Origin of the sequence: Halegenticoccus tardaugens, from assembly GCF_004116405.1 — an archaeon.
Lineage (GTDB): Archaea > Halobacteriota > Halobacteria > Halobacteriales > Haloferacaceae > Halegenticoccus > Halegenticoccus tardaugens.
Window position 1 is genome coordinate 13,603 of sequence record NZ_SDIC01000003.1, and the last position, 13,018, is coordinate 26,620.

Sequence of the window (13,018 nt, forward strand, 5' to 3'; positions counted from 1 at the left end):
GAGTGAGGTGCAGGGCGGCACCGACATATGGACTGCGGTGCGCCCGGCGGAATCGCGGGACGGAGCGCTCTGTGCGACGTCCGACCGTCACCGGTCGTCCGTCCGTCGCTCGCACGTCCCGTCGAGACACCGACGGCCGGCCGCCGTCTCGAACGCCGGCAATCCGCACGGGCACTCGCCCGCGACGACGCCGGCGGGGATCGAAAAGGCCGTCTCGCAGTCCGGATAGGCGTCGCACCCGGCCAGGAGGCGACCGCGTCCGCGGACGATCCGGAGGTCGTCGCCGCAGTCGGGACACGACCAGGCGCGGTCGAATCGCTCGCGGACCGCCTCGTCGAGCGGGTCGCAGGCGTAATCGACGCACACCTCGAACGCGTCGCCGCGCTCGACGCGGACGAGCGGGAGCCCGCACCCCCCGCAGGCGTCTTCGAGAACCGACGCCCCGGCCGGCAGGCCGTATCTGGCGGTGCAGCCGAGACAGGCCACGTCGCCGCGGGTTCGGACGAGCGCGCCCCCGCAGTCGGGACACTCCCCGACGGGGACCCCCGCCTCGGAGACGGGGTAGTCGGCGCGGCCGGCGGTGTCATGGGAGACGACGCGGAGCGTCTGCTCGCCCGCCCGCGCCGTGACGCCGAACCCCTCGCCGGCCGTCTCGACGGTGACGGCGTCGGGTCTGGTGATCCACGCGACCGGCTGGTAGCCGTCGGCGTCGTGGACGAGAACCGTCTTGTCCGGCTTGACGACGACGACCACGGACCCGCGCTGGGTCGCGTCGCGCGTCCCCTCGAACGTCGTCGTGCACTCGCCGGCGAAGATCCGCATCGTGTCGGGCATGGAACGGGCTGGTCCCGTCATCGTACCTAAACGTTCGCCGGCTACGACCGCCGAGCCGCGGCGGCCGTCGCGGCCGTCGCGGCCACCATCGCGCCGACGAGCAGCGCGAGCCAGAGGGCGAGGACGTCGGAGCCGTTTCGTCTCTCGTCGGATCGGGCCGCCCCGCCGGCTCGGTCGCGCTCGACCACCCGAATCGTCGTCTCCTCCCCGCCGGCGCGCGCGACGTGCCACCCCGTGGAGTCGATCCGGTGGACGAACCGGACCGTCACCGACCCGTTCGGCGGGACGCGCACGCGCTCGACGCGCTCCGGTTCGTCGAACAGGTACAGCCCGACGGTGTACCACTGCGGCGACGAGCGCGCGCTCGACACCGTCACCTCGATTCCGACCGGCGCGCCGACCGGGACGGTCGACCGGTTCGCCGAGACGTCCGTCACGCCGATCTGACCGTGCGGGAGGCCCTCCGGCCCGGTCCTGTTCGGCGTGGACGTCGGGGCCGGCGTCGGCGTCGGCGTAGGTGTGGGTGTGGGCGTCGGACTGGGAGTCGACGTTGGCGTCGGCTGGGGGGACGGCGCGGACGGCTGGTTCGGCGTCGACGGTTGGGTCGGCGTCGACGGCCGACTCGGTGTCGATGGCGGCGTCGGCGTGGACGGCTGGGTCGGCGTCGACGGCGCTCCGTTCCGATTTCGGTCCGTCGCGTTTCGGTCGGCGTCCCCCTCTCCGCCACCGTCGTCGACCGCATCCTCGCTCCCGTCGCCGGCGTTTCCGTCGCCGTTTCCGTTTCCAGCGCTCTCGTTCCCGCCCCCGTCGTTCGCGGCTGGGCCGTCCCCGCCGCCGCCCGCGCTTCCGTTCTCGCCGTCGCCTTCGTTCGCGGGATCGTCGGATCCGTTCGACCCGGAGCCGTTCGGCGGTTCCGACTGCTGCGCCACCGGCGGCGACGCCCCGACCGCGTTCACGGACGGCGTCGGACCGTCGAGGGTCCCGGACCGGTGCGGTCCGGCCGCTCCGACCGCCGACGCGACGATCAGGGCGAGACAGAGCAGCGAGGTCGCACAGAGGAGCGCGACGGAGCGGCGATTCGGCGTCATGGGGGTTCGAAGTGGGTCGGTCGACGGTTCGCGCTCACGGCTCATTGTTATGCGACGGGAAACGCCGGGGCGACCGCGGGTAGGATGCGACTAGAGCCGGCCGAAGCGCACGATCGCCGGCCCGGCCTGAACACCTTTAGCTCCCATCCGCGAAGTGACGGCCACCGACATGGACGCAGTGTGCTTCGACATGGACGGCGTCATCGTGAACTCCGAGGACTACTGGCACGAGTTCGAGGAGGAAACCCTCTTTCCCGAAACGCTCGCCGGCGATCGCCCCGACGACGACGAGATCACGGGGATGAACTACCGCGAGATCCACGACCACCTCGACGAGCACTACGAACTCGTCGTCGAACGCGCGGAGTTCATCGACCTCTACGACCGGACCGCCACGGGAATCTACGGCGAGAAGGTGACGCTCATGGACGGGTTCCCGGACCTCTGCGGGGACCTCCGCGACCGCGGCCGGACGCTCGCCATCGTCTCCTCCGCGCCCCCGGACTGGATCGCGACCGTCGTCGACCGGTTCGACCTCGGGCCGCTCGATCTGGTGCTCAGCGCCGAAGACATCGACGGGCCGGGCAAGCCCCGGCCGCACGTGTACGAGCGCGCGGCGGCGGAGCTCGGCGTCGAACCCGAAGACTGCACCGTCGTCGAGGACTCGACCAACGGCGCGCTGTCGGCGGCGCGGGCCGGAGCCTACGTCGTCGGCTACCGGACGGAGACGAACGCCGGGACGGACCTCTCGGCGGCCGACGTGGTCGTGAACGGGCCGGCGGAGCTGCGGGCGGAGCTCCTCGGCTGAACCGGGAACGTCACTCCACGACGACCGTCCTCGACTCGACGACCGGCGCGAGCGGCAGGTCGGGGAAGACCACCTCGACGGCGAACGTCAGTTCCTCTTGCGCGCCGAAGACGCCGACCGGAACCGTCGTCCGGCCCGAGAGGTACGTCGTCTTCTCGCTCATCTCGACGTCGTTCACCGTCACGCGCACGCCGGCGCGAGCGCCGCCGCCGACGTTTCGAACCGTCACCTCGCGCATCTCGCTCTCGCCGCGGTCGATTCGGTCCGGGAACGACCCCCACTCGACGACGACGCGGGGGAGGGCGCGGGCCGACTCCACGATCCGCTCCGCGACGCCCCGCGACATCCCCGCGCGGACGAGTTCGTCCGCCCCCGCGTCGATCACGTCGGCTGGGGTTTCGATACCGCCGGTGGCGAGCGTGCTGGCGCGGGCGGCCCCGATGCCGTCGATCGCGGTCAATCCGACCGCGTCCCGGCTGACGCCGTGGTCGACGCGGGCCTCGACGCGGCGGGCGAGGGTGGCCGCACGTGGACCCGAAAAGCGGTCGAGAAACTCACGGAGCGCCGCGAGGAGGCGGAGCGCGTTCTGCTTTATCACCCACGCGTCGCTGCGGAGGTCCGACGGCGTCGATCCGGTCATGCTCGACCGGAGGATGGCGAGGACCTTCCGGTGGCCGTTCTCCAGCGCCGTGTCCCGGCCGAGCACGGAATCGACGGCGTCCTGCTCCGACTGGCGGGCGGAGACGCTGTCGAACTCCGCCGCGCCGGCGACCGCTTCGAGCACGTCTCCGACCGCGATCCGCTCGCGCTCCGTGAGGGCGTGAAAGCGGCTCGCCGTCTCCAGCCGGAGGTAGTACTTCGAGGTGAGACGACCGAGAATGGTGGCCTCGACCCCGAGGTCCTCGTCCGTCTCGACGAAACCGCGGTCGACGAGCGTCTCCAGCGTCTCCCGGACGCGGCCGTGCAGGCCGTCGAAGTCGTAGCGTTCCGGCTCGCTCCGCGCCCGGACGTAGTAGAACGTCGTCTCCAGCCACGACATCACGTCGTCGAGGTCGCGTATCGTCCCCATCGCGATCTCGGCGTTCAGGTGCGAGTCGATGTCCTCCGCCAGCCGCGATTCGATCTCCGTTCCCTCGCGGAGCAGTCGACGGTAGCGGTCCGCGTCGGAGCGGTCGCAGACGACCCAGCCGTAGCCGACGTCGTCGTACCCCGGCCGGCCCGCGCGCCCGAGCATCTGTAACACGTCGAGCGGGCTGATGTCGACGTCGCCCTCCAGCGGGTCGTGGTACTTCGTGTCCCGGATGACGACACAGCGCGCCGGGAGGTTCACGCCCCACGCGAGCGTCGAGGTGGAAAAGAGCAGCTTCACCTTCCCGTCGCGGAACCACGCCTCCACCCGGTCGCGGTCGGACTTCGCGAGGCCGGCGTGGTGGAACGCGACGCCGTCGAGGACGGCCTTGCGGAGGCTGTCGTTGCGCAGCTCCTTCGCCTCGTTGTGGAAGTCGTAGTCGCCGCGCGCGCCGACCGGCACGTCCCGCTCCGCCAGTTCGTCGCGGGCCTTCGCGGCGGCCATGACGGCGTCCTGCCTGGAGGAGACGAACACGAGCGCCTGCCCGTCGTCGCGGATGTGCGGCTCCGCGAGGTCGAGCGCGCGGTACAGCCGGCGGTACTTGTCGGCGAAGGAGTTCTCGCCGTGCGAGTAGGTCTTGACGCCGGCGTGGAGGTCGACGGGCCGGTACTCGTCGCCGAAGTCGAACGTCGCCGCCGGGGGCGCGTCGAGCCACTCGGCCACGTCCTCGATGTTCGGCATCGTCGCCGACAGCGCGACGATCCGTGGGTCGCAGAGCCGGCGGAGGCGCGAGATCGTGACCTCAAGCACGCCGCCGCGCTTTTCGGAGTCGAGGAGGTGGACCTCGTCGATGACGCAGCAGTCGACGTCCGCGACGAAGGAGTAGCGACCCGAGTCGTGCTTGCGGGTCGCCGAATCGGTCTTCTCGGGCGTCATCACGAGGATGTCGGCCCGCTCCGCGCGCCGCGGGTTGAGATCCCGCTCGCCCGTGACGACGTAGACGGAGTACCCCAGCTCCTCGAAGCGCTCCCACTCGCTTTCCTTTTCGTTCGTGAGCGCCCGCATCGGCGCGACGAAGAGCGCCGTGCCGCCGTCGCGGAGACAGCGGCAGATGGCGAGTTCGGCGAGCGCCGTCTTGCCGCTCGCCGTCGGCGCGCTGGCGACGACGTTGTCGTCGCGCTCTAAGATGGCGGGGAGCGCTTCCCGCTGCATCCGGTTGAACTCCTCGAAGCCGAACGCGCCGGCGAACTCGGGGACGGCGTCGACGACCTTCATCGGCGCACCACCGGCGGAAACGAATGCGAGGGGGACGCGTTCATCAGAGGAAGGCGGGCGCTACGGCGGCAAAGGCGTTTCCTTCGCGGTCGACGGGGCGGCGGTCGGTCGGTCGCTCTCGAACCATCGAACGCCGATCAGTCCGAGACCGCCCCGGCGGCGCGCTCTGCCGCCCGTTCGAGCATTCCCGCCTGCGTCGTGTAGTAGTAGTACGCGCCCGCGCCGAGCGCCGCGGCGACGTTCGAGAGCGTCACCGCCCAGAACACCGCCGCGACGCCCATGTCGAGGGCGTACGCGCCGACGGCGGCGACGGGAAGGCGGACGCCCCAGTACTGCACGAGCGAGACGGCCATGCTCGTCCGCGTTCTGCTCGCGCCGTTGAACCCGGCGAGAAACAGGTAGCTCGCGCCGATGGCCCAGTAGCCGTAGGCGAGGATCTGTAGGTACGAGATCGTGAGCGAGAGGGCGTCCGGTCCGATCTCGGGGACGAAGAGCTGCGCGATCGTCCCGGGAAAGAGCCACTGGACCGCCCCGACGACGGAGAGCGCCGCGGCCGCGATACCGGCTCCGACCCACGTGGTCTGCCCCGCCCGGGCGGGCTTTTCCGCGCCGAGGTTCTGTCCGACGATGCTCTGGGCGGCCTGCTGGAGGCCGGTCGCCGGGATGAACGCGACGCTCGCGACGCGCGCCCCGATGGTGTACGCGGCGAGACCCGCCGCGCCGCCGACGCTCGCGACGATCCCGACGATCAGCACCCGGACGCCGTCCTGCGCGAGGCGCTGGCCGACGAGGGGCGCGCCGACGTCGAGGATCTCCCGGTACGTGCGGGTTTCGAAGCCGACGTCGGCGGGCGAAAGCGAGAGGCTTCCGCGCGGTCCGACGGCCATCGCGACCGCGAGAGACATCCCGGTTGCCGTGCCGAGCACCGTTGCGAGCGCCGCCCCCCGCACGCCCAGCGGCGGAATCAAGCCGTACCCGAAGATGAGAATCGGATCGAGAACGACGTTGACGCCGACGGCGGTGACGGTGACGTAGAGGGCGGCGCGCGAGTCTCCCCAGCCGACGAACGCCCCCTCGACCGCGTCGCTGACGGCGGCGAACGGGAGCACGAGCGCGTAGGTGGCGAGGTACGCCGTCGCCATGCCCGCGATCGCGGGACCGGCCCCGACCGCCCTGACGATCGGACCGGCCCCGGCCGCGGCGACTGCGGCCACGACGACGCCGAACGCGAGTCCCATCGTCGCGCCGTGGAACGCGACCGATCGCGCCCCCGCCGGATCGTCGCCCCCGACGCGCTGCGCCACGAGAACCTGCGTCCCGACGAAGGGAGCGAACACCGCGAGCATGAGGAAGACGCTGACGATCGGATAGTTCAACCCCACCGCCGCAACCGGATCGGCGGTGCCTGTCATCCGACCGAGCCAGAATATATCGACAATCTGTTGTATGACCTGCGTCACGTTCTGGACGAGCAACGGAGCTGCGAGGAGGAGGAGGGCGCGGGGAATCGGACCTTCTGTGATGTCCTCTTTCGAGAGGTCGAGCATCAATACGATTTACGCATATCATATAATACAATAAAGGTTTGTCGATGTTTGTCATACGATGGATCCGACCCGCACGAGTATCGCCCTCGGAGGGGAGTCACTTTCCGAACGACGACTTGCCGACGCGGAGCGCGCTGTCGACGAGGGCCTTGTGTCCGCGTCGGAGCCGTTCCGAGAGCGACTGCTGGGAAACGCCGAGTTCCGACGCGAGTTCCGACATCGTCAGCCGGCGGGGAACGTCGAAGTACCCCCGTTCCGCGGCGGTGACGAGCGCGTCGTACTGCTCGGACGTGAGACCGTACTGGCCGCTCCCGACCGACTCCTTCAGGTCGTAGATGTTCCTGATCGTGAACGTGAGCCCCTCTTCGACGCAGAAGTCGTGCGTCGCGGAGAGCGAATCGCGGGTCGGGAAGAGTATCCTGAGCTGCCACGAGTCGTCCTTTCCCTGCATGTCGACGACGGTCGCGCCCTCGTCGAGGACGACGTGGAGAATGACGCGGATGTCGCTCACCCAGTTCATCCGGAAGAGCCGTTCGTTCCCGAGATCGTCGAGGAGTTCCACGTCCGAGACGCTCGGATCGTCGAGTAGCGTGGGCTCGACCGATTCGAGGTCGCCCTCGGAGACGCGTAGGTAGGGCATTACCTGCTCGTGGTCGTGGGCCGCGAGCCGGACCACCTCGAACTGGACGTCGGGGAGCGTCGAGAGCGTCTCCCGAAGGGCGAATTCGGCTGCCGGAACCTCCACCTCTGCGATAGTACTCATGAGAGCCCCACGTCGGGCCACTCGGTTAAGTTACCGGATTGCCGATCGATCGGCGCGGATGACACTCCGTCGCGGCTATATTACGGGGGATCACCTCCGTTACGAAAGGGTGGTATATACAAGCACAATCAGGATGCCCGAAGGAGGCCTCATAAAGGGTAGTGAATGAGTGACATCACACGGTTCGCCCGTGGACAGGTGCCGCCCAACTGGGTGAGAGCACCGACCGACGGGAACGCGGTTCGGTTCCGCCACCGCGACGTCGGCGTCCACCTCGAAGCGATCGAGGTGGGTGACGCCGCCGAGATGCCCGGGTCCGGGCGTTCGCACCGATGGCAGCTCCAGTGCCGACAGTCGGCCGGGGAGGCGATGAGCGTCAAACCCATTCTCCGTGTGTCGGCGAAGGAGGAGGCGGTGTGCGTGCTGTACGATTGGATGGAGTTGATAAACGCGACGGTCGAGAGCGTCGACTCCGACGCCGGCATACCGTTCGGCGAACTCACCGAGCGACTCGGCGCGCACGAACCGCCGCAGGACGCTCGAACGGACGCCCGAGTCGCGGAGCTGTGACAGACATGTTACCCATACGGTCCGATCGGACGGCGGTGGAGCGGGAGGGCCCGCGATCCGTCGATTCCAGCGACGGGAGGGAGAACGAGGAGAACGAAGAGGAGGAAGACAGCGAGGCGGACACGGAGAGGTCCGAAGGCGTCTCGAATCTGGTCGTCGTCTCGAATCGACAGCCGTACCGGCACAACTACGCCGACGAGAGCAACGAGATCGTCGTCGATCAGCCGATCGGCGGCCTCACGGCCGGTCTCGACCGGGTCATGCGCGACATCGACGGCCTGTGGATCGCGTGGGGCGACGCGGACGCGGATCCGGTGGTCGTCGACGCGGAGAACCGCGTCCGGGTGCCGCCGGAGGATCCGAGCTACACCCTCAAACGGGTCTGGCTCGAAGAGGAAGCGATCCAGGAGTACTACTACGGGTTCAGCAATCAGGTGCTCTGGCCGCTGTGTCACGACCTGGTCGACAAGATGGAGTACGACGAGTCGTACTGGGAGCGGTACCGCGACGTGAACGAGACGTTCGCGGGGATCGTCGCGGAGGCCGCGCCGGACGACGCGATCGTCTGGTTTCAGGACTACCACTTCGCGCTCGCGCCGGGGATGGTGCGTCCCGCGCTCGGCGAGGACGCGACGCTGATGCAGTTTTGGCACATCCCGTGGCCGGCGTGGGACACCTTCCGCGTCTGTCCGCGGCGGCGCGAACTCGTCGAGGGGCTGCTCGCGACCGACCTCCTCGGCTTCCACATCGAGCGGTACCGCGACAACTTCCTCGAAGGCGTCGCGGCCTGCCTCGACGACGCGGCCGTCGACTTCGACGCCGGCGAGGTCGAGTACGAGGGGCACACGACCGTCGTCGAGGCGTTCCCGATGGGCGTCGACGTCGAACGGATAGCCGAGTTGAGCGAACGCGCCGACGAGGCGTTCTGGCCGTCGTTCTGCGACCGGTTCGGGATCGATCCGGACGCGAGCGTCGCCGTCGGCGTCGATCGGCTCGACTACACGAAAGGGATCCCAGAACGGCTCGACGCGCTCGACCTGTTCTGGGAGGAGAATCCCGAGTGGCGAGGGGAGCTCACGTACGTACAGCGCGCGAGCGAGAGTCGGTCGGCGATCCCGGCGTACCAGCAGCTCGGACGGGAGGTGAAAGAACAGGTCGAGCGGATCAACGAGCGGTTCGGGACGGACGACTGGACGCCCGTCGTCTACATCGAGGACCACCTCGCCAACGAGGAGCTGTACGGCCTGTACCGCCACAGCGACCTCGCGCTGATCAGCCCCATCCGCGACGGGATGAACCTCGTCGCGAAGGAGTACGTCGCCGCACAGGCCGACGAGGACGGCGTCCTGCTCCTGAGCACGCTCGCCGGGGCCGACGAGGAACTCGGCGCGCAAGCGAAGACGGTCGAGCCGTACGACTCGGCCGCGTTCGCCGAGGCGATCGAGGCGGCGCTGACGATGCCCACGGACGAGCGACGGACGCGGATGCGGACGCTTCGGAAGACCGTCGCCGAGAACAACCTCGACGACTGGATCGACGCCGTGCTCGAACGAACGCAGCGGTTGCGGGACGGAGAGAACGGACGCGAGTCGTCACGGGAGCGTACGGATGGGAACTGAGAACGCCGACGGTCGCGGGGCGGGACGTCGCGACGACCGCCGCGTCCCCGGAGGCGGCCGACCGCTCCCGAGCGCCCTCCGCGCGCTCGCGGAGCGGCTGCCGGATCGCTCGGCGCTGCTCCTCTGTACGGACTTCGACGGGACGCTCGCGCCGATCGTCGACGAGCCGGACGCGGCGGAGATCAGAGCGGAGATCCGCGAACTCCTGCGCGAACTCGCGGCCGACGACCGGGTCACCGTCGCCGTGATCAGCGGCCGGGAGCTGACCGACGTCGCGGAGCGCGTCGGCGTCGACGGGATCACCTACGCCGGGAACCACGGTCTCGAACAGCTCCGCGACGGCGAGCGGACGGTCCACCCGCGCGCCGAGGAGTACGCCGAGGACGTCGACCGCGTCTGCGGCACGTTCGACGGCGAGTTCGCGGTCGAAAACGGCCTGCTCGTCGAGAACAAGGGGCTGTCCGCGACGCTACACCTGCAGGAGACGCCGCCCGATCGACGGGAGGCGCTCCGGGAGACGGTCGACACCGTCGTCGAGTGGCTCAGCGACGGCCGCCTCCGCACGGAGTCGGCGAAGGACGCCGTCGAGATCCACCCGGAGATCGAGTGGGACAAGGGCGAGCGGATCGCGGCCCTGCTCGAAGAGCGCGATGACGAACCCCTCCCGGTGTTTCTCGGCGACGACCGGACCGACGAGTCGGGCTTCCGGACGGTCGAAGCGCGCGGCGGCGTCAGCGTCTACGTCGGCACCGACGGCGAGACCGTCGCCGCCGAGAGCGTCGCGGATCCGGCGGCGGTCGAGGCGTTCTTCCGCTGGCTGGCGACGACCGGGACGGCGAAACTCGGAGCCGAGACGGCGGGCGATCCGGACGACCGGATTGCGTGACCGCGGGCCGACCGGCGATCGACCGCGCTATCGTTCGATCGTTCCGACGCTCGACGATCCGCACGATCCGCACGTTTTTGCCCTCGGGGACGAAGGAGGAGGTATGCAGACCAGGCGGAAGCCGGACTGGCTGAAGATGCGGCCGCCGTCGGGCCGCCGGTTCACGGAGATAAAGCGGACGCTCCGCGACCGCGACCTACACACAGTCTGCGAGGAGGCCAACTGTCCGAACCTCGGCGAGTGCTGGAGCGGGCGGGACGGGCCGGGGACGGCGACGTTCATGCTCATGGGCGACCGGTGCTCCCGGGGGTGTAACTTCTGCGACGTGCGCACCGGCGGGATGGAACCGCTCGACCCCGACGAGCCGGCGAACGTCGCGGCGGCCGTCGCCGAAATCGGCCTCGACTACGTCGTGTTGACCTCCGTCGACCGCGACGACCTGCCGGATCAGGGCGCGAGCCACTTCGCGCGGACGATCCGCGAGATCAAGCGACGGGATCCGAGCGTCCTCGTCGAGGTGCTGATCCCCGACTTCCGGGGCGAGGAGGAACTCGTGCGCCGGATCGTCGAGGCCGAGCCGGACGTGCTCGCGCACAACGTCGAGACCGTCGAGCGCCTCCAGTGGCCGATACGGGATCGTCGGGCGGGGTACGAGCAGTCGATCGGCGTCCTAGAGCAGGCCGCGCGGGAATCGGACGCCTACACGAAGACGAGCCTCATGCTCGGTCTCGGCGAGTACGAACACGAGATCTACCAGACGCTTTCGGACCTCCGGGAGGCCGACGTGGACGTCGTCACGTTCGGCCAGTACCTCCAGCCGTCGCGCTCGCACCTCGACGTGTTCGAGTACGTCCACCCCGACGCGTTCGAGACGTGGCGGCGGGTCGCGGAGGAGGAGTTCGACTTTCTCTACTGCGCGTCGGGACCGATGGTCCGGTCGTCGTACAAGGCGGGCGAGCTGTTCGTCGACGCGCTGATTCGGGAGGGGAAGACCGTGGAGGAGGCGAGGGCGGTCGCGCGAGCGACCGCCGAGCAGTGAACGACGACCGAAGGGAGCCGTGAGCAGGGCGGCGGCGAGAGCCGCCGCCAAGCAGTTCGTCAATCGCTATCGCTGGACCGCGTGCGAAGATATATGATGGTCTGACGCGAATATTTGATCATGCCCGAGTTCGGTCCGGCACCGTCGGACGAGTCCATCGAACGCGAGCGCGAGCGGTGGATCGAGACGCGCGACACGCGCCAGCGAGTGAAGGACGTCATCGTCGGCGTTCGAGAGCCGACGCCGATCGCCGCGCTCGCGGAGCGGGCGGCGTGCTCGCCGAACGCGGCGCGAAAACACCTGTCCGAACTCGCCGACCTTGGCGTCGCGCGGAGGTGGACCGACGGCGACCGCGCGCGCTACGCCCGCAACGACGAGTACTTCCGGTGGCGTCGCGCGAACGAACTCGCGACCGAGCGCACGTCCGAGGAACTGCTCGATCGACTCCGAACGCTGAAATCCGAGGACGAAGCGTTTCAGGAGCGGTACGGGGTTCCGACGCCGGACGCCGTCTCGTTCCCCCCCGACGCGGATCACGAGACGGTTCACGAACTGTGGGAGACGACCGGCGAGTGGGCGTCGATCCGGCGGGACCTCGGGGTCTACCGCGACGCGATTTCGATGGCGCGCCGGAAGCGAGACGGACTTCACGCGTAGCGATGGCGGACGCGGGCCGGGGGCCGATCGACAGCGCCGTCCTCGAATCGTTTCGCGATCGCGTCCGCGGTCACTCGCTCGTGGCGCGGACGGGCGGCGCCCGAACCGACGGTCGCTTGACCGCGCTCGTTCTCCACCTTGACGCGGACCGCTATCCGGCGACCGTTCTGGAGGCGTCGGTCGAGATCCAGTGGTACGTGAACGACGAGTACAATTTTCACTACCGCGAGCGCCACGACGAGGGGACGGTCTGGCAGTGTCGGTGGGACCGACATCCGAACCCGCACGCGGCGGACGCTCACTTTCACGGACCGCCCGACGCGGACGCGACGAACGTCGTCGACGACCCCGTCACCGTCACCCACCCGGCCGACGTGCTGACTCGAACGATGGCGAACGTCGACGATCGTATCGCGGATCTCTGGGAGCGAGTTGCGATCGGTGAGGGGACAGGGCGGCGGCGAGAGCCGCCGCCAAATAGCGAGCGGTGACGCGAGGAACCGCGAGTAGGGCGGTCGCTCGCGCGACCGCCGAGTAGTGAACGGCGACCGAAGGAAGGGACGTTCGGACGCGTCGTCGGCGATACCGAATCCGGCGACCGCCCCGTGTCTGAGTGCTACCGGCGCGATCACCGCCAAGGTTCTTGTTCTCCCCGCCCAACACGTGCGCATGGGCACCGGAACCACCCTCCTGAAAGTCGGCCTCGTGCTCCTCGCGGCGCTCGTCGCCCTGAGCGTGCTCGGCTTCGCGCTCGGACTCCTCACGATGCTCGTCGAGGCGGTCGTGAGCCTGCTCGCGTTGGCCGCGCTGCTCTACGGGGCGTACTGGCTCCTGATGCGCGGTCGACGGACGGGCCCGTAGAT

Annotated in this window: 13 protein-coding genes; 8 read left to right on the forward strand and 5 right to left on the reverse strand. The window is 69.4% G+C overall.

The genetic code is table 11. The annotated features are described in order from the left end of the window. Positions 1-87 precede the first annotated feature (87 nt). Both C3L37_RS07655 and C3L37_RS24810 read right to left on the reverse strand, forming a co-directional pair. Positions 88-834: a topoisomerase DNA-binding C4 zinc finger domain-containing protein gene (locus tag C3L37_RS07655; protein WP_129114029.1), complete on the reverse strand. Its 747-nt coding sequence runs from the start codon at positions 832-834 to the stop codon at positions 88-90. A gap of 41 nt (positions 835-875) precedes the next feature. Next, positions 876-1,922 (reverse strand): hypothetical protein, encoded by a 1,047-nt coding sequence (locus tag C3L37_RS24810; protein WP_129114030.1) that lies wholly within the window; start codon positions 1,920-1,922, stop codon positions 876-878. Between the two features lie 169 nt (positions 1,923-2,091). Here C3L37_RS24810 and C3L37_RS07665 point away from each other — a divergent pair, with 169 nt between their 5' ends. Further along, on the forward strand, positions 2,092-2,730 hold the full coding sequence (locus C3L37_RS07665) for an HAD family hydrolase (RefSeq protein ID WP_129114031.1): 639 nt from the start codon (positions 2,092-2,094) through the stop codon (positions 2,728-2,730). Positions 2,731-2,740: 10 nt separating this feature from the next. Here the strand turns inward: C3L37_RS07665 and C3L37_RS07670 are convergent, their stop codons facing one another. The 3 genes from C3L37_RS07670 to C3L37_RS07680 all read right to left on the reverse strand — a co-directional run bounded on the left by C3L37_RS07670 (position 2,741) and on the right by C3L37_RS07680 (position 7,384). After that, complete coding sequence (locus C3L37_RS07670) at positions 2,741-5,074, reverse strand: DEAD/DEAH box helicase (RefSeq protein WP_129114032.1); 2,334 nt, start codon at positions 5,072-5,074, stop codon at positions 2,741-2,743. 137 nt (positions 5,075-5,211) lie between these two features. Continuing rightward, positions 5,212-6,621, reverse strand: coding sequence for an MATE family efflux transporter (locus C3L37_RS07675; protein WP_129114033.1), 1,410 nt, complete (start codon positions 6,619-6,621; stop codon positions 5,212-5,214). Between the two features lie 97 nt (positions 6,622-6,718). Continuing rightward, positions 6,719-7,384 carry a helix-turn-helix domain-containing protein gene (locus C3L37_RS07680; RefSeq protein ID WP_129114034.1) on the reverse strand — a complete coding sequence of 222 codons (666 nt, stop codon included), beginning with the start codon at positions 7,382-7,384 and terminating at the stop codon, positions 6,719-6,721. Between the two features lie 165 nt (positions 7,385-7,549). Between C3L37_RS07680 and C3L37_RS07685 the strand changes: the two genes are divergently transcribed. From C3L37_RS07685 to C3L37_RS07715, 7 genes are all read left to right on the forward strand, one after another. Next, entirely contained in the window at positions 7,550-7,954 is a 405-nt protein-coding gene (locus C3L37_RS07685) for a hypothetical protein (RefSeq protein ID WP_129114035.1), read from the forward strand. A 5-nt stretch (positions 7,955-7,959) separates the two neighbouring features. Next, positions 7,960-9,573 carry an alpha,alpha-trehalose-phosphate synthase (UDP-forming) gene (locus tag C3L37_RS07690; protein ID WP_129114036.1) on the forward strand — a complete coding sequence of 538 codons (1,614 nt, stop codon included), beginning with the start codon at positions 7,960-7,962 and terminating at the stop codon, positions 9,571-9,573. Next, positions 9,563-10,459: a trehalose-phosphatase gene (gene otsB / locus C3L37_RS07695; RefSeq protein ID WP_129114037.1), complete on the forward strand. Its 897-nt coding sequence runs from the start codon at positions 9,563-9,565 to the stop codon at positions 10,457-10,459. The genes C3L37_RS07690 and otsB overlap by 11 nt, the downstream gene beginning before the upstream one ends. A gap of 103 nt (positions 10,460-10,562) precedes the next feature. Continuing rightward, positions 10,563-11,498, forward strand: a complete 936-nt coding sequence (gene lipA / locus C3L37_RS07700; protein WP_129114038.1) for a lipoyl synthase — start codon at positions 10,563-10,565, stop codon at positions 11,496-11,498. Positions 11,499-11,618: 120 nt separating this feature from the next. Next, positions 11,619-12,155 (forward strand): DUF7342 family protein, encoded by a 537-nt coding sequence (locus C3L37_RS07705; protein WP_129114039.1) that lies wholly within the window; start codon positions 11,619-11,621, stop codon positions 12,153-12,155. Positions 12,156-12,157: 2 nt separating this feature from the next. After that, a complete protein-coding gene (locus C3L37_RS07710; RefSeq protein WP_129114040.1) occupies positions 12,158-12,646 on the forward strand; it encodes a hypothetical protein in 489 nt (162 codons plus the stop codon). A gap of 178 nt (positions 12,647-12,824) precedes the next feature. Next, a complete protein-coding gene (locus tag C3L37_RS07715; protein ID WP_129114041.1) occupies positions 12,825-13,016 on the forward strand; it encodes a hypothetical protein in 192 nt (63 codons plus the stop codon). The last annotated feature ends 2 nt before the right edge of the window (positions 13,017-13,018 follow it).